Raw genomic sequence first — 16,457 nt, forward strand, 5'->3', positions numbered from 1 at the left:
GCGGTTCTACTGCTTCTGTTTCAGCCGGCACTGCCGTCGTGTCCATGCTGCTGGCCGATTTTCCGATTGGGCCAGGAGAATGGACTTATATCGTGATCGCGGGTAGTTCCATGCTACTCGCATTGACGGGACTTTGGCTTGCCCGAAGACAAGGACAGCACAGTCGCGACGTGAGAGGGAGAGGCGTGTGGGCGAGTGGCATTGTTCTGTGCTGTATCGCGGTTGTCGCAACTCATCCCGACGTGCAATCTACACAGGCGGTCGGCATGCAACAAGCCGCAGAACCGGAAAATTCGCCGACTGAGGCCTGGAGTTTCAACTTGTCGCATCCGGAAAACGCGCGGGAGGTCATCGGAGTAGGAGGCGGTCTACTGGTGAGATTCGATCGCGGTGTTGCTGTTTACGATCCGAAAACCGGGCGGGAGAAGTGGCGCTACTTCACACCTGCGCTGGAGACATGGGTTGCCGTCGATTCATACCGAAAAAGTATTTTGCTCAACTATCCGCAGGATGATGCAGGGGGCTTCGAAGTCGCAAATGTGGATGCTGAAACCGGGTCGGTGAATACGAGGACGCAGGTCGATGGTAATGCGGCTCCAGTGCAGTGGGGAAGTGTCAGCCGACTCCAAATGGCGAAGGACAATATACTTTCATTCGGCGGCGGTGATGAAGTGTTCCTGCGGGCGTGGAGTCGAAGTACTCTGAATGAGGCGTGGCGCTGGGAAGGTATTGACGGTTGCGCACCAAGTGCTCAGGACCCCACAGATGCCCGCTCGAGTGCGGCCTACATGGCTGACAGTCTTTTTCTCCCCTTTCTGTGTACGTCGGACGGAAACTCGTGGAGAATCGTTTCTTTGGACTCAAGTGCGGGCGATGTGCAGTGGAAGGCCGACCTCCAGGTAGACGACACCGATACCTACTCCATTCCCAGACTGTATGTCGACGGTGACGGTAGGCGCATCTTCGTGTCGGCTGGCACGAAAGACGTCGCTGTCCTTGATGCAACCAGTGGCGATGAAATTCAACGTTATGAAGGCGGTGAAGGTGAGTATGCGGTCGTCTCAGGAGCGAATGGGGTGGGTGATGTGCTTGTTAAGATCGAAGAGGACCGGCTAGAAATCTCCCCGAGCGGCCTTTTCGATGACTCTGGTACCGCCCGCGTAAATGTCGCAGGTGTGGATGCAGAGCAGCTCGTTTCTTCGGGGATATGGACGGGCAATGGATTGTTTTGGATGTCGTCGGACAGTGAATTGCAGTACGTTCCGGTTGAGGGTGAGAGTGAATCCTTCGACTTGGGGGAAGGCGAGGGGTATGGTGTTGACGTAGTCGGTGGAGTCGCCGTAGTGGCTGAGAATCGAGATGGGCGAATTGTAGAGCTGTCCGGCTTTGCGTAACCGGCTGAGGCGCCGCAACCCTGTGTAAGATTCAATCCACCCGACGGAAGGAACCCCCGTGGTCATGGGCCTGGTGCTCGGACGGCACCGCTCCCGTGCTTCGGTGCGGGGGATCTCCTTCCCGGATGGCCTCTGACCCCCAGGCGGCCCCTGTCGTACTCTCGACCCCTGCATCGAAGCGCTGCTGGATACCGGCACCTTCGATCCCTGGAGTACCGCATGGCCACCGTCGCCTGGACCGAGAACGGGACCTCCCGCACCGCCCTGTGGCGGTCCGAGAACTCCGCCCCGGCTCCCTCCCGTGTCGTCGTTGCCTCCGAGCGGACCACCGTGGACGCCGCCTACCGGCTCCTCCGGTCCGACATCGGGGTCCTCTGGCTTGGCGACTATGAGAGCGGGCGCCGACTCCTCCAAGGGGTCGACCGGCGGCACCAGCGGGAGACGCAGAGGCGGTCCCGTCGAGGAGGGAGCGGGAAGAAGGGCACTGTAGCCCTCTTCCATGAGCACCGCACGGCCCGCGCCGGCCGTGCCCGTCTGCTCGGGCGGCTGCTCGTCATCCTTGAACCCGACCTCTCCCTGGCGCTGCGCCGCGCGCCGGATGTTCGGGCGGCTTGCGTGCACGCCTATGGGGAGGGGGACGGAAGCGCCCCCGAGCGGACTTGTGCGTCGCTGTCGGAGCTCGTCGGCGTGCTCAGCGCGTACGACTGGCACCTGAAAGGCGTCGAGGTTCCCCAACTCGGCGCGCGCATCCATCCGGCCTACAGTGTCTTCTCTCCCACGCGCAGCGAGTACGTGGACCTCGTCGCCCAGGCGCCCTTCCCCGAGGGCGTGGACCACCCGGTTGTGTACGACCTCGGCACGGGCACCGGCGTGCTCGCCGCGCTCCTTGCCCGGCGGGGCGCGAAGCAGGTGGTCGCGACCGACATCAACGCTCGCGCGGTCGCCTGCGCGCGCGCCAACGTGCAGCGCCTCGGGCTCACCGACCGGGTACAGGTGGTCGAGGGTGACCCGTGGCCGGACGGCCGCGCCGACCTCGTCGTCTGCAATCCTCCTTGGCTGCCGGGGCAGCCCAGCTCGGATCTGGATCGCGCCGTCTATGACCCCGACTCCGAGATGCTGCACCGTTTCCTGAGTGGCCTCGCCGAGCATCTGACCCCGGTGGGGGAGGGGTGGCTCGTGCTGTCGGACTTCGCCGAGCATGTCGGCCTAAGGACCCGGGCCGATCTGCTCAGCGCCATCGCGGATGCGGGTCTCCGTGTCGCCGACCGCCTGGACACCGTCCCCGACCACCCGCGCGCTGACGACCTCGCCGACCCCCTTCACGCGGCCAGGCGCCGGGAAGTCACCTCCCTGTGGCGGCTGGTTCCGGAGGGCGAAGGCGGGCCGTCGGAGGCGTGAAGCGGCGGAGGCCGCCGGGCCCTTGCGGCGGTGTCCAGGTGGGGTCTACTTGTCGGAGACGCTCCACGTGCTGTCGGCTGCCTGGGCGAATTCCTTCCACGCGGCGCCGTCGACCTTGAGTGCGTCGAGCAGGTAGGCGGCCACCGCGTCGGCGACCAGGGCGGCGCGGGCGGGGGCCTCGTCGGTGGTCTCGGCGGCCGCCTCGCCGACGATGCCGCCCAGCGAGTGCTCACCCTCGTCGATGGTGAGCAGGCTCTTGGGGGACGGGCTGAGGCGGTAGGCGTCGGTGAACCACTCCGGCCCGCGTGTGGAGAGCTGCGACTGGTCCTTGCCGCCCGCGATGACCAGTGTCGGTGCGGCCATGGTGGAGTAGTCCGGCCGCATGAACGGCAGGTGCTCGGCGGCGAACGGGGTGAGGGTGTCGCCGGTCCCGGTCGCGGCGATCAGGGCCCCGGCCGCGACCGCCGGGTGGGAGAAGTCCTCTCCGGGGGTGCCCTCGGCGTCGAGCACGCGCGCCCCGAGGACGGCGCCGGCGGTCTGGGCGCCCCAGGAGTGGCCGGCGACCGCGATGCGCCCGCGGTCGACCCGCTCCTCCAGGCCGTCGGCCTGGGCGAGGACGTCGCCGAGGCCGTCGATGACGGCGTGCAGGTCGGAGATCCGGACGCGCCAGATGGTGGCGAAGCGCGGGTCGTCCCACCCGATGCCGTTGCGGCGGGAGTCCAGGTGGGTGGGCTGCACGACGGCGAACCCGGCGGCGGCCCACCGGTCGGCGAGGGGCGTGTAGGCGTCCATGGACCAGGCGTTGCCGTGGGAGAACACGATGACGGGCAGGTCGCGGCCCTCCGTCGGGGCGGTGACCTTCACCCGCAGGTCGGCGCCGCGGCCGGGGGCGGGGACGGTGAGGGGCTTGACCGAGGTGATCCGCTGGTCGGGGCGGTGGGAGGGCATGGGCTACCTGCGCTTTCCGGCGTGGGGACGCTCTGCCGTAGAGTGGCGGAACGATGTTCCGTCAATTTAGCGGAACAATGTTCCGCGAAGCAAGGAGGGGTCGTGTCCGAACCGGTCGGAGTGCGCCGGGCGCAGGCGCAGCGCACCCGCAGCGGGGTGCTGGAGGCCGCCGCGGCGGCCTTCGTCGACCAGGGGGTGCAGGCCCCTGTCCGCGACATCGCCGAGCGCGCCGGGGTCGGCGTCGGCACCGTCTACCGCCACTTCCCGACCCGGGCGGACCTGGTCACCGCCGTCTACCGGCACCAGATCGACACCTGCGCCGCGCTCGCTCCCCGGCTTCTGGAGGAGTCGGCCTCCCCGTCCGCCGCCCTGGCCCGCTGGGTGGACGCGTTCGCGGACTTCCTGGTGACCAAGCACGGCCTCGGTGCGGCGCTGGGCTCCGGCGACTCGGGGCTGGAGAACCTCCACACCCTCATGCTCGACACCCTGGTCCCGGCGTGCGCGTCGCTGCTCGACGCCTGCGCGGCGGCCGGGGAGATCAGGCCCGGCATCACCGCCTACACCTTCATGCGCGCCATCGGAAACCTCTGCATCACCGGTCCCGACTATGACCAGGCCGACGCCAAGCGCATGGTCACCGTCCTCCTGGACGGATGCCGGGCGGCCCCCGACCGCCTGGACACCCGGCCTTAGGGCGTGTAACACTCCCGCCGACAGAACACATCAGCCTGTCAGCGCCCGGTCGGTGGTGGAGCGCGCTGGCGTGCCCGCTCGGTGCGGGCGCGGCCAGTCACTCCGGCGTCGAACCCGGACCGCGGTCGTGTGCGTGCCGAGCCGTACGCGAAAGGACCGCCATGTCCACCGACCGAAACCCCCGCGCCGACCGGTTCGGGCTCGACGACGACGCCTACGTCCCCGACCCCGAGCGCGACACGGCGATGCTGCTGGACGCCTTCTACCGGCGTCTCGGCGAGGAACTGGACGACCGCTCCCCGGCGGCCGCCATGCGCGCGCGTCAGGACGAGGTCGAAGCGGCGAACCGGTCCCGGGTCGTCGACGCCCCCGCGCGCCAGAACCTCCGCATGGTGGCGGCGCTGATGGCCGCCTATGAGGCCCTGCGCTCCCGGCTGGGGCGGGACGCCGCCCTCGACCTCGTCCGGGTCTGCTTCAACGAGCCGTTCGCCGACGCCATCAGGGAGGGCACGCGGGCGAGGCTGGACGATGCCGAGGACGCTTTCTCCTCCATCGTGGAGATGAGCAAGGCCCGCGAGGAGTTCGCGTTCGGCAAGGGCTTCGTCTTCGACCGCGCCGCCGACGACGGCGGCCGCTACCACGTCGACGTGCACCGCTGCTTCTTCCACGAGGTGCTGTCGGCCAACGGGGCGCCGGAACTGACGCCGGTCCTGTGCGCGTTCGACGCCGCCTGGATCGAGGCCATCGACCCCGGCGGGCACGGGTTCCGCTTCGAGCGCCCCACCACCATCGGCACCGGAGGAACGCACTGCCCGTTCCACTTCGACCGGACCCGGGAAACGTGAACTCCCCTCCGGTCTCCACGGCCATCTGCGTATTTCGAGAGTGGTCGAACACCGTTGTGCGGGAGGGAGCGCCGCGGTGATCATGAGTGCGCGGTCGGCCGCGGCGAGTGCGAGGCGCGGCCGGTGCGGTGGCAGAGACGGCGCCGCCCTCGGGGCGGCGTCGCAGGTGCGGGTCTGCCGACCTCTCCTGGGGCGGCTGATGGGGGCCGTCGTCGGGGCGGCGGACCCGCGCCCGCGAATCCCCGATCGTGCTCCGGCCCCGGCGATCCGTCCTCGCCGGGGTGCACGTGTCACAGTCGCAGGCGGCGCGGCGTCTCATGGGAAACGGCCGCGAGACGCGACAGGAGCACGCCATGCCCGAGCCCGAAGCGGACGCCGCGACGGAGGCGTTCGTCGAGCACCGCAACCTGCTCTTCACCGTCGCCTACGAGATGCTCGGTTCGGCGGCGGACGCGGAGGACGTCCTCCAGGAGACGTGGATGCGGTGGTCGGGCGTCGACCTCGCGTCGGTGCGGGACCGGCGCGCGTACCTGGTCACGATCACCACCCGCCAGTCCCTCTCGCGGCTGCGCGTGCTCGGGCGCCGCAAGGAGAGCTACTTCGGCCCGTGGCTGCCCGAGCCGCTGCTGACCTCCCCCGACGTGGCCGAGGACGTCGAGCTGGCCGACAGCATCTCCACGGCGATGCTGCTGGTGCTGGAGACGCTGGCGCCGACCGAGCGGGCGGTGTTCGTGCTGCGCGAGGTGTTCGACGTCGGGTACGCCGAGATCGCCGAGGCGGTCGGCAAGTCGCAGGCCGCGGTCCGGCAGATCGCCCACCGGGCCCGCGCCCACGTCGCCGAGCGGCGCCCGCGCGGCGCCGCGACCCCGAAGGAGACGCGGGAGGTGACCGCGGCCTTCCAGCGGGCCGTGGAGACGGGCGACCTGCAGGGGCTGGTGGACACGCTGGCGCCCGACGTCGTGGTGCTGGCCGACGGCGGCGGCGTGAAGCAGGCGATCTCCAAGCCGGTGGTGGGCGCGGACCGTGTGGCGCGCCTGTTCCAGACCGGTATCAGCCGGTTCGGCGGGAAGATGAAGGTCGACCCGGTGCAGGTGAACGGGTGGCCCGGGCTGATGGTCCGGATGGACGGGCAGGTCGACAGCGTGCTGACGCTGCGGGTCGAGGACGGCCTGATCACCGGCATCTACAACGTCCGCAACCCGGAGAAGCTGGCCCGCTTCGGCGAGGAGACGGCCCTGGGGAGGTGAGGGGCCGAGGTGAGGGCGACGCGCCGGGGGCGGCCGCACAAGGGCGCACGAGGCCGCACGATGGGGCCCACGCCTGCGGCGTGGACCCCCGTGGGCCCCGGTGAGGAGGCTGTGTCAGGCCGACCGGCGCAGGTACGACGCCCGGAGCGCGGCCGTGCCGACGGCGATCAGGAGCGCGCCCGCGGCCAGCATGCCGGTGACCGCCCCGCCCGTCAGGGGCAGGCGGCCGCCGCCGTCCCCGTGAGGCGGGTCCGCCTCGTCCGGCGGAACCGGCTCGTCGGGCGACGGCTCGGGCTCCGGTTCCGGCTCAGGGCTGGGCGTGGGCGAGGGCGAAGGAGACGGGGCGGGCGGCACGACGTCCACCTCGGTGCCGCAGTTGGCGGGGGCGTCGCCCTCACAGCGGCCGTTCGGATCGTCCGTGGTGGCCGCGTTGGTGAGCTTCCCGTCGCCGCCGTCCAGGTCGCCGACGGTCGCCGTGTAGGTGAGCGTGACGGTCTGGCCGGGCTCCAGCGGGCCCGACCACGTCAGTTCGGGAGCGCTGTAGGACACCTCTCCGAGGGGCGCGCCGTTGGCCGAGGCGGCCGCGTCCTCGTTGTAGGCCGCGTCGTCCAGGACGCCGCTGAGGTCGTCGGTGACGACGGCCGGGTCGTCCTCGGTGTAGGCCGTGCTGCCGGTGTTGGTGGCCGTGACGGTGTAGGCGACCGTGTCGCCCGGATGCACGGGCCCGGCGGGGTCGACCGACTTGGCGACCTCCAACGCGCGGTCCCCGATCGTGACCGTGTGGTCCTCGACCTCGCCTCCGATGGTGCGTCCGGTCGGGGCGGGCGCGTCGTCTTCCGCGCGTTCCGATTCGGCAGGCGCGTCGCCCGCTGAGGCGATGCGGAACCGGGCGTATGTGCCGCCCTCGTCGGCCGGGGCGGGGAAGTCCAACTCCACCGTTGTCATACCGGAGCCTGCCGGGACGGTGGCGGTCCGCCGCTCGTCCTCCCCGAAGGAGCCGTCCCGGTCGAGGTCGACCCACCCGGCGAGCGTCGCCGCGTCGCCGGTGCTGTTGACCACCTTCACGGGGACGGTGAGATCCCGGCCGACGAGACCGGTGATGGGTCCCGTCGCGTCCTCGTCGTCGTCGGCGGGGCCGGTGGTGTCGTCCCCGTCGGCGGCCGGGCCGGGGGCGCCGTCAGGCTCGGCGTCGACCGTGTCGCCGAGCATCAGAGCCGCCGTATGCACGTCGGGCTCCTCGTCCCTGAGGAGGTGCACGGCGCCGTCGTTCGCGAGCGTCGTCCCGTAGGAGTCCGGGGCGTCGCCGAAGTCCGCGTTCGCGAAGGACACGTCCGCGTCCTCGGGCGGATTGATGCCGACCGCGTCGCTGACCTCGCCGGCCCCGTTGGTGTAGGTGCCGGTCTCGTCCGAGGTGACGTCCAGGGCGATCGTGCAGGAGACCTCCTGGGCGGCCAGGGAACCGTTGGTGACGGCGACGGTGCTGCCGCCGCCCTCCGCTTCGACGTCGGCCGTGCAGGTGGTGTCCAGATCCGGGTCGTCGGCGATGCGCAGGCCGTCGGGGAGCGTGTCGGTGAAGGACCAGCCGTCCTTGGCCGCCAGCTCGGACGTGTTCGTCACCGTGAGGGTGAGCCGCGACGTCTCCCCGACGATGCGCACCCGCGGGTCGAAGGCCTTGTCGAGCTGCGGCGTCACGTCGAGGACGGCGATGTTGTCGTAGGCGCCGTCGTTGCCGAACCGCTGGCCCTGGTCGTTGCGGAGCACGATGTCGAAGGCGCCGCCGCGCAGCAGGTACGACCCGTCGGCAGGGAAGGTGCCCGCGCGGAAGCCGGTCTGGCCGGGGATGTCGATGCCCCGCGGGTCGGCGCAGACGTCGATGGCCGAGTCGGACATGGGGCGCTCGGTGCCCTGGGAGTCGATCAGCGAGAACCGCAGCCTCGGCGGGGTCCATATGTCGGCGTGCTGGCAGTTCATCGCGGCGGCGTCCACGGAGAAGGTGACGAACCTGCTCTCGACCGGCAGTGCGATCGGGGCGGCGGTGCGGAACTGGACGGCCCCGGCGGGGCCGTCGCCCTCGGTGAAGGAGGCGACGCCGGCGTTGGTGCCGGGGTCGTCGGAGCCGCGGAGCGTTCCGAGGGCCGTGGTCAGTTTCTGGAGGATGGTGAAGGCGCCCTCCTCCTGCCCTGCCGAGGTGCAGTCGTCGTCCTGCCTCTGGCTGGTGGAGTCGACGATGAAGCCGTTGCAGTCGGGGCGGTTCACCCAGTACGGGTCGGCGGTGTAGGTCTGGCCCGTCGCGCCGATGTAGTTCTGCAGGCTCGTGTTGGTGCCTTCACCGGTCTGCTCGAAGTCCTCCTGGAAGAGGACCTGCGGGTCGGTGGGCACTCCGGGGTGGCCGGGCTCGGCGGCGGCCGCCTGGGGGTGGAGCGGCACGGCGGCGACCGCGCCCACAGCCGTGGCCGCGATGGCCGCCGTCCAGCGGCGCGTTCGGTCGCGGCGGGGTGAGCGGTCGGGTCGGGCCCCAGGCTGCGTCATCGAGTGTCCCCTCATGGCCGGGAAATCCACTCTGATGACAGTAAGTAATGATCTGCGTTCGGGGAGTGTGGCGCGCCGGAGTCATTTGCCCAGGTCGCAGCGGGGAGCGAGGCAGTGGAGGAGAGCGCCGCTCGTGAGGACCGACGGGCGGGCGTGCTGGTCGACCTGGAGGCCCGCCGACTTAAGGGAGCCCGGGGCGTCGTCCTTGTGGAGGAGGAAGGCGGAGTCCCACGAGGAGCATTGTGCGTCGGCGCAGGCGTAGTACAGGAGCCGATCGCCGTCCCGGCCGACGCCGACCACGTGGGGGCGGCCGGAGGTGTCGACGGCGGCCGAGGGCGCAGGGCGGTCGCCTCCGAACCTCGGGACGCCCGGCCGCCATGGGCCGTCGAGTTCGCGGGTCTCGCTGGAATCGCAGTGGGAGCCGCGGCACACCAGAAGGCGCAGGGCGCTGCCGTCCGCGGTGAGGTGGGCGACCACGGCCGACCCGTCGGGGGCGAGGGCCAGGCCCGGTTCCACCACGTCCGGCAGACGGCTCACCGATGGCGTCTCGCAGTCGAGCGAGGAACAGGCGATGAGGGCGGCGGGCGTCCCGTTCGAGTGGTGGACGGTCGGCTCGGACGGTCCGTGGAGGAGGGCGGCGTATCCGTCGTCGGGTCCGGGGCTGGGAGCGAGGCGTATGCCGTAGAGCGGTAGGGACGGGGGTGATGAGGCAGAGAGGTCGGTCGCCCATGGGCCGTCGCAGCCGTCGTCCGAGCACCGGTAGACGGCGAGACCGCTGGCGTCGGACTCCCGATCGGAGTCGGTGAGGACGGCCCCGATGAGGAGGTGGTCGCCGTCGGCGGCGATCGCCCAGGAGTGGAGGAAGGCGTCTTCGGGCACTGTGCCGATCTGGCGTTCGCGCGCTTGGCCGTCCGGGCAGTCGGCTTCGCAGGTGTGGAGGAGAAGGACGTCGGGGCCGTCCCTCCAACGGTCCTGGGTGAGGGATGCGAAGCCCGTTCCGCCGGGCACCGGTTCGAGGTCGTCCGGGGCCAGGTCGTCTGTTGCGGCGGCGGGGTCGATGGCCAGCCGGGGGACGTGGGCGAGCTCCCCGGCGTAGAGCCGGGCGCCGAAGAGCGGAAGGGCGACGATGACGGTGAGCACGGCGACGAGAAGGACGGTCTGATCGGGGCGCCGCCCTGGAGGGGCGGGGGCGTCCTGCACTGCTGTGCGGGTGTCGCCGCAGAGGGAGTACACGACAGGTGCGCAGGCGGTCAGGAGGGCCGCCGGGGCGACGAATGCGAGGGCGAGCCCTTCCACCGCGACCCGGAGCACCGCCTTCATCGGGCCGTCGGTGAGCACGTACGCCGCTTCGGCTGCGAGGTGGGGGAGGAGCATGAGGCCGACCGCCATGCCGAGGCAGGCGATGTGGCGGACCCGTTCCCCTGCCCCCACCGCCCAGGAGCGCTCAACGGCTTCGCGGCCGTACAGGTCCTCGAGGAGGGCGACGGGTAGGAGGACGGCCCATTGGGCCAGGGCGGCCGGGAGGACGAACAGGGACGCCGTCACGATCAGCAGGCGGACCGGCCCGGCATAGTCGACGGGAGGCGCCAGCCCCAGGAGGATCATCGGTGCCTCGACGCCGAAGACGGCCATGCCGAAGCCGAGAACGGCGAGGAACCACCATCCGAGCAGCAGGAACGGGCGCTTGAGGAGTCGGGTCAGGGCGGTTCGGAGCGGGGTGGGCCGCCCCAGGAGGCGTCCGGCGACCACGAGGGCGACCAGTCCGTAGGCCACGGGGAGGCCGATGGTGCCGAGGACGGACGCGGCCCCCTGGCGGACCAGCTCTTCCGATGCAGGAAGGGGCACCAGGCCGCCGTCGATCCACCGGGCACCGGAGAGCAGACTCGCCCGGACGAGGGTCGCGACGAGCCAGCCGAGGAGCAGCGGGACCGAGGCGATCCCCAGCAGGAGCGCGGGGCGGCGCCGGCATTCGCCCAGGAGCAGGGCCAGAGCCGCGCGGAGGGTGGAGGGCAGGGGCGGTGAGGGATGGGCCATCGCGCGGACTCCCCGGGGCGGCGGTCGTCGAGGGTTCGACGGACGCCGCTGGAAAGCGGTTGCACCGCATCCGGGCGGTCCTCGTCCAGCCCTGCCCCTCCTCACCCCATGAAGGACTCGGGCCCGAAACGCCCCCAGGCCACGAAGGCCGCCACCGCGAGGTAGACGAGGTTGCCCGCGATGTTCAGCGGCTCACGGCGGCGCGCGTGCACGGCGATCGCGCCGACCATCACCAGGATGATGCCGACGGCGGCCAGGGGGGCGAACACGGTCCCGATCCCCACCAGTGGGGGCAGGACCAGACCGACGGCGGCGAGGACTTCGAGCCCGCCGATGATCCGGACGGAGGCGGCGCTCCAGTCCTCCACCCACCCGGCGAACTTGAACGCGGCGATCTTCTCTTTGGGAACGACGACCTTGGCGGCCCCACCGGCCCCGAAGACGAGAGCCAGGAAAACAGCGGCGATCCACAACGCGAGGTCCATAGCGCCTCCTCTGGTATCCGGTCCTGTTCATCGCAGGACCCGTCACCAAGAGGACGACCGGCAAAGGAGATCTGTGACGCGGCCGCACAGCGCTCTGGCCGCTCACTGTCGTGGATGACGCGGCCTTCGCGGTCCAGGACGTACATCACGTCCACGTTCGGTGATTCCGCGAGGTGTTCGGCGACCGCGGGGATGTTCTCGTAGAACTCGTCATGGAGTTCAGGGGGAACCCATCGGGCATAGCCTTCGCGGTCCCGTTGGCGCTGGTAGCGGTGGAGGATGCCGAGGCGGCTGTCGGCAGCGTTCGTCGAGACGAAGGCGACGCTGACGTGGTAGCCGTGCCTCTTGAACCCCTCGACCCAGGAATCGGCCCACTCCCGCCGCCCCAGCGGATGGCTGGCGATGACGTCGTACCGGACCTCTCCGGCCCTCAAGTGGTCCAGGCAGGTGTCGTGGAAGCCCTCGGGGAGTTCGCCCGCCGCGGTCCCGTGGCCGTTATGGGGGTCGTTCCGGACGATTCTCTGGAAATCCGGGTGGAAGAGCGCGTTGTCGTCGCCATCGTAGACGGCGGTGTAGTCAGGGAAACCGCGGCGGGCGATGTCTTGTATGAGGGTCTTTCCTGAGCCGGGCTGGCCGCCGAGGATCAGGGCGCGGGGCGGTGAGCCGTCCGGGCGGTCTGGGGCACAAGGCGGGGTCAGGTCCCGGAGGCGCTGGTCGAGGGCCCGCTGCAGAGCGTCCGGTCCCACTGGCCGCCGGTCCGCCGAGCCGGCCTGCTCCTCCTCGGAGGTGTATCGGAGCCTCAGCCGTCTGCAGATCCCGGCGTAGTCCTTCACCGCTCCGATCAGCGCGTCCCTGCCGAGGAAGGGGATCCGCCTCCTGGCCGTCAGATGGGTGAGCGGATCCGCGGCGAGGGCGTTCGCCAGGGTGAAGGCGTCGGAGATCATGGCGCGCGCGTCCTCCCGGAGCTGCCAGTCGGGGAGGTCGGACAGGGGGCGGCCCCAGGTGTCGCGATCGGCGCTCACTCGCATGCGCTCAGCGTGGCCAGGGAGTGACCGGGGCGTCAATGGGGCGGCCACAGGTGGACGGGGGTGAGGCCGGGCTTCTACGTGTGGCGGTCGTAGCGGGCCGTCGTGAACGGTTCGAAGTCGGGGGACCTCTCCTGGAAGGTGTCGGGGTCCTCTTCCGGGGGCGGGAAGCCGAACGTCTCGTAGTCGCCGATCAGCAGCGCGTACACCACCTCGGCCAGTGTGCACGCCAGGGGTGGGCCCTGGTCGTTGTGGCGGGGCCAGAACGCCAGCGGCCACAGGTCGGGGTCGTCGCCCTCGGTCAGCCAGCCCAGGTGGTCGCCGTGGGCGGTGTCGGCGAACGGCAGCAGGCCGCCCGGCTCCGGCCAGACCGGGAGGGGGAACTCGTCCTCGTCGTCGTCCTCGCGCAGGAGGCGGTAACCGTCGCGGGCCCGCGCGGACGTCTCCGGCATGCCGTAACGGCCCGAGCGGCCGGGCGGCGGGAAGTGCAGCCACCCGGCCCACATCCCCGCGCCGTAGTGGTCGAGAAGCTCCATGTATCCGGTCGGAAGGCGGGTGCCCATCTCCTTGAAGACGGCCTCCCAACCGTTCTCACCGAGGTAGGGGGAGGCGGGCGGGGGCACCAGGTCCGTGAGCGTCGTCAACGCGGGATCGGTCATTCCGGATGATTATCGCGGACCCGTCGGGTCCCACAACCCCTCCGCCTTTCCGCGCGCCACATGGTCGGCGTAGACGCCGACTTTCCATGCGATCAGCGACCGGCACTCCTCCAAGGCCCGGATCTGCGCCTCGACCCTGTGCCGGTGGGCGTCCAACAGTTCAAGGCGCTCCGCCTCGTTCCCCGGTCCCCGGCGGACCAGTTCGGCGAAGCGCTTGAGGTCGGCCAGCGGCATCCCGGACTCGCGCAGCTTGACGCAGATCCGCAACCAGTCGACATCGGCCTCCGCGTACCGCCGCCTGCCGCCCGCCGTGCGCTCGACCGGCCCGACCAGCAGGCCCTCGCGCTCGTAGAAGCGCAGCGCGTGCACGCTCAGCCCGGTCCGGCGGGCCGTTTCACCGATGGTCAGTGAGGTGGGGGCGGGGTGGGACGAAGGCAGCGGAGGCATGGGGCGATATTAGGGGTTGATCTAGAGCGCGCTCTAGTTCCTAAGGTCCTCGCCATGACCGAACACCAGCGGCCCCTCGGCTCGCCCTTCTCCGCGTCCTCCACCGCCGAGGACGTCCTCTCCGGGCTCGACCTCACCGGCACCACGGCCGTCGTCACCGGGGGCTCCTCCGGGCTCGGCCTAACGACCGCCCGCGCGCTGGCGGCGGCCGGAGCCCGCGTGACCGTCCCCGCCCGACGCCCGGAGGCCGCCCGCGCCGCCCTGGAGGGCCTGGAATCCTGCGACGTCGTCCCCATGGACCTGACCGACCTCTCGAGCGTGCGCGTCGCCGCCGAGGACATCCGCGCCGCCGTGGACAGGGTCGACCTCCTGATGGCCGTCGCCGGTGTCATGGCCACACCGGAGCTGCGCGTCGGCCCCGGCTGGGAAGGCCAGCTCGCCGCCAACCACTTCGGACACTTCGCCTTGGCGTGTGAGCTGTATCCGCTCCTCGCCTCCGCCGGCGGCGCGCGCGTCGTCGTCAACAGCTCGGCCGGGCACACCCTGACCGGCATCCGCTGGCACGACCCGCACTTCCGCACCGGGTACGACAAGTGGCTCGCCTATGGGCAGTCCAAGACCGCCAACGCCCTGTTCGCCGTCCACCTCGACGCCGTGGGGCGTGACGACGGCGTGCGCGCCTTCGCCCTGCACCCCGGAAAGATCATCACCGGTCTCCAACGGGAGATGACCCGTGAAGAGCAGGTACGGCGCGGCTGGATCGACGAGCAGGGCAACGTCATCGGCGCCGACTTCAAGACGCCGTCCCAGGGCGCGGCCACGGGCCTTTGGGCGGCGACGTCCCCGCTCCTCAATGGGCGCGGCGCTCTGTACCTGGAGGACTGCGACGTCGCGCGCGTCTCGGCCCCGGACGAGCCGATGGACGACGGCGGCGTGCGGGACTACGCCGTCGCCCCCGAGGCGGCGGCCCGTCTCTGGGAGCTGTCGGTCGCGGCCACCGGGGCCGGGCCCCTCAGGTGATCAGCCGAAGTCGGGGCGCCGCTTCTCCGTGAAGGCGGCGACGCCCTCGGCGAAGTCGGGGCTGGCGTACCCGTGGTCGTACAGCCTGCGCACCTCGTCGTCCTCGTCGTCGGCGCCGTCCTGGATCCGGTTCACGATGGCCTTCACGGCGCGGACCGTCACCTGCGAGCGCTCGGCGATGGTCCCCGCCAGCTCGGCGACGCGGGCGTCGAGGTCGTCGGCGACCTCGTTCACCAATCCGATGCGCAGCGCCTGGTCGGCGTCGAGCTGCTCCCCGGTGAACAGGATCTGCTTCGCCCAGGCCGGTCCCACCAGGTCCGCGAGCCGCTTGGTGGGCCGGTGGGTGTAGACCACGCCCAGCTTGGCCGGAGTGATCGCCATCCGCGCGTCCCGCGCGGCGACGCGCATGTCGCAGGCCACCGCCAGCTCGCACCCGCCGCCGATGCAGAACCCGCGCACGGCGGCGATCGTCGGCTTGGGGAACGACGCGACGGCCGCCTCGGCGGCGTCGGTGACCTCGTTGAAGCGGCGCCCGGCGGCCGGGGTCCGGAGCGCGGCCAGCTCTCCGATGTCGGCGCCCGCGGAGAAGTGCGCGCCGCCGCGCAGCACCAGCACCCTGACGCTCGCGTCGTCGGCCGCCTTGCCCAGCAGCGCCGGGATCGACGACCACATCTCCACGGTCATGGCGTTGCGCTTGGATGGGCGGTCGAAGGTCAGCGACGCCACCGGGCCGTCGACGTCGAGGCGCACATGATCACTCATCCCCGACAGTATGCAGGGCCCACGCGCCGTGTGATCGGGCGGCCTCCTCCCGCAGCGCGTCCACCAGGGTCCGCACGTGGGGCAGGTCGCGGTGGCCCAGCGTGGCGGTGCCGAAGTGGCGGACCGGGGCGGGGTGCGCGAGGGGGACCGTGCGCAGGCCCGGGATGTCCGGGGCGAGGGCGATGGAGGGCACCAGCGAGATCCCCATGCCCGCGGCCACCAGGGAGCGCGCGAAGAAGTAGTCGGTGGTCGACCCGCGGATCTCCGGCTCGAACCCGGCCTGCTCGGCGTAGCGGCGCAGGTAGGCCGCGGTCTTCAGGCACCCCAGCACCCACGGCTCGCCCGCCAGCTCGGCCGGGTCCAGCTCGTCCCGGTCGGCCAGCGGGTGCCCCTCGGGCAGCACGACGTGCAGCGGGTCGTCCAGCAGCCCCGTCCACGCCAGCCCGTGGTCCGGCCCCACCCGGCCGGGCAGTGGGCCGTCGAAGCGGTAGGCCAGCGCCAGGTCGACCGCGCCCTGCCGGACCAGCGGCAGGCTCGCCTCGGGCTCGGCCTCGCGGATGTGCACCTCGGCGTCGGGGTGGGCGGCGGTGAGCCGCGCCAGCGCGCCCGGCAGCAGCAGGCGGCCGCCGCTGGTGAAGGTGGCGACGGTGATCCGGGTGCGGCCCCCGGCCAGCCGGTCGACCTGGCGCCGGGCGTGCTCCAGCTCGGCGGCGACCGACTCGGCGGCCCCCACCATGACCCGGCCGGCCCGGGTCAGCGTGACCCCGCGGGTGCTGCGCTCCACCACCCGCGCGCCCAGGCTCCGCTCCAGCGCGGCCACGTGCTGGGAGACCGCCGAAGGGGTGAGCCGCAGGGCAGACGCGGCCCGGTTGAAGCTGCCGTGCTCGGCCACGGCCCGCAGCACGCGCAGGCGCTGGACGTCGATCAACAGTTCCCCTTAATACATGACCAGTAAGTGGGCACTTCTGCTG

Annotated in this window: 14 protein-coding genes and 1 pseudogene; 6 read left to right on the plus strand and 9 right to left on the minus strand. The window is 71.2% G+C overall.

Annotation, left to right across the window (positions count from 1 at the left end):
- Positions 1 to 44: 44 nt before the first annotated feature.
- Together O4U47_RS01860 and O4U47_RS01865 are read left to right on the plus strand one after the other, a co-directional pair.
- Positions 45 to 1,394: a PQQ-binding-like beta-propeller repeat protein gene (locus O4U47_RS01860; RefSeq protein WP_270675517.1), complete on the plus strand. Its 1,350-nt coding sequence runs from the start codon at positions 45 to 47 to the stop codon at positions 1,392 to 1,394.
- 219 nt (positions 1,395 to 1,613) lie between these two features.
- On the plus strand, positions 1,614 to 2,792 hold the full coding sequence (locus O4U47_RS01865) for a N5-glutamine methyltransferase family protein (protein WP_270675520.1): 1,179 nt from the start codon (positions 1,614 to 1,616) through the stop codon (positions 2,790 to 2,792).
- A gap of 45 nt (positions 2,793 to 2,837) precedes the next feature.
- On the opposite strand, the gene O4U47_RS01870 is transcribed toward O4U47_RS01865, so the two are convergent.
- Positions 2,838 to 3,740 carry an alpha/beta hydrolase family protein gene (locus O4U47_RS01870; protein ID WP_270675521.1) on the minus strand — a complete coding sequence of 301 codons (903 nt, stop codon included), beginning with the start codon at positions 3,738 to 3,740 and terminating at the stop codon, positions 2,838 to 2,840.
- A 102-nt stretch (positions 3,741 to 3,842) separates the two neighbouring features.
- Here O4U47_RS01870 and O4U47_RS01875 point away from each other — a divergent pair, with 102 nt between their 5' ends.
- The 3 genes from O4U47_RS01875 to O4U47_RS01885 all read left to right on the plus strand — a co-directional run bounded on the left by O4U47_RS01875 (position 3,843) and on the right by O4U47_RS01885 (position 6,525).
- Complete coding sequence (locus O4U47_RS01875; protein WP_270675523.1) at positions 3,843 to 4,433, plus strand: TetR/AcrR family transcriptional regulator; 591 nt, start codon at positions 3,843 to 3,845, stop codon at positions 4,431 to 4,433.
- Positions 4,434 to 4,594: 161 nt separating this feature from the next.
- Positions 4,595 to 5,278, plus strand: a complete 684-nt coding sequence (locus O4U47_RS01880) for an L-2-amino-thiazoline-4-carboxylic acid hydrolase (RefSeq protein WP_270675525.1) — start codon at positions 4,595 to 4,597, stop codon at positions 5,276 to 5,278.
- Positions 5,279 to 5,631: 353 nt separating this feature from the next.
- Positions 5,632 to 6,525 (plus strand): RNA polymerase sigma-70 factor, encoded by an 894-nt coding sequence (locus O4U47_RS01885; protein WP_270675527.1) that lies wholly within the window; start codon positions 5,632 to 5,634, stop codon positions 6,523 to 6,525.
- Between the two features lie 114 nt (positions 6,526 to 6,639).
- Here O4U47_RS01885 and O4U47_RS01890 read toward each other — a convergent pair whose 3' ends face one another.
- The 6 genes and pseudogenes from O4U47_RS01890 to O4U47_RS01915 all read right to left on the minus strand — a co-directional run bounded on the left by O4U47_RS01890 (position 6,640) and on the right by O4U47_RS01915 (position 13,704).
- A complete protein-coding gene (locus tag O4U47_RS01890) occupies positions 6,640 to 9,054 on the minus strand; it encodes a DUF7933 domain-containing protein (protein WP_270675529.1) in 2,415 nt (804 codons plus the stop codon).
- 81 nt (positions 9,055 to 9,135) lie between these two features.
- Entirely contained in the window at positions 9,136 to 11,088 is a 1,953-nt protein-coding gene (locus O4U47_RS01895; RefSeq protein ID WP_270675531.1) for a hypothetical protein, read from the minus strand.
- A 101-nt stretch (positions 11,089 to 11,189) separates the two neighbouring features.
- Positions 11,190 to 11,573: a DoxX family protein gene (locus tag O4U47_RS01900; protein WP_270675533.1), complete on the minus strand. Its 384-nt coding sequence runs from the start codon at positions 11,571 to 11,573 to the stop codon at positions 11,190 to 11,192.
- 161 nt (positions 11,574 to 11,734) lie between these two features.
- Positions 11,735 to 12,601: pseudogene (locus O4U47_RS01905) on the minus strand (zeta toxin family protein); the annotation flags it as partial.
- Positions 12,602 to 12,675: 74 nt separating this feature from the next.
- The gene (locus O4U47_RS01910) at positions 12,676 to 13,257 is read right to left on the minus strand and encodes an SMI1/KNR4 family protein (RefSeq protein ID WP_270675535.1); all 582 of its coding nucleotides are present in this window, start codon (positions 13,255 to 13,257) and stop codon (positions 12,676 to 12,678) included.
- Between the two features lie 9 nt (positions 13,258 to 13,266).
- Positions 13,267 to 13,704, minus strand: coding sequence for a MerR family transcriptional regulator (locus O4U47_RS01915; protein ID WP_270675537.1), 438 nt, complete (start codon positions 13,702 to 13,704; stop codon positions 13,267 to 13,269).
- A 54-nt stretch (positions 13,705 to 13,758) separates the two neighbouring features.
- Between O4U47_RS01915 and O4U47_RS01920 the strand changes: the two genes are divergently transcribed.
- Positions 13,759 to 14,724 carry an oxidoreductase gene (locus tag O4U47_RS01920; protein ID WP_270675539.1) on the plus strand — a complete coding sequence of 322 codons (966 nt, stop codon included), beginning with the start codon at positions 13,759 to 13,761 and terminating at the stop codon, positions 14,722 to 14,724.
- Here O4U47_RS01920 and O4U47_RS01925 read toward each other — a convergent pair whose 3' ends face one another.
- Complete coding sequence (locus tag O4U47_RS01925) at positions 14,725 to 15,486, minus strand: enoyl-CoA hydratase/isomerase family protein (RefSeq protein WP_270675541.1); 762 nt, start codon at positions 15,484 to 15,486, stop codon at positions 14,725 to 14,727.
- Positions 15,479 to 16,414 (minus strand): LysR family transcriptional regulator, encoded by a 936-nt coding sequence (locus tag O4U47_RS01930; protein ID WP_270675543.1) that lies wholly within the window; start codon positions 16,412 to 16,414, stop codon positions 15,479 to 15,481. Before O4U47_RS01930 ends, O4U47_RS01925 begins: the two co-directional genes overlap by 8 nt.
- Positions 16,415 to 16,457 lie beyond the last annotated feature (43 nt).

Source organism: Nocardiopsis suaedae, assembly GCF_027706745.1.
GTDB classification, from domain to species: Bacteria; Actinomycetota; Actinomycetes; order Streptosporangiales; family Streptosporangiaceae; genus Nocardiopsis_A; species Nocardiopsis_A suaedae.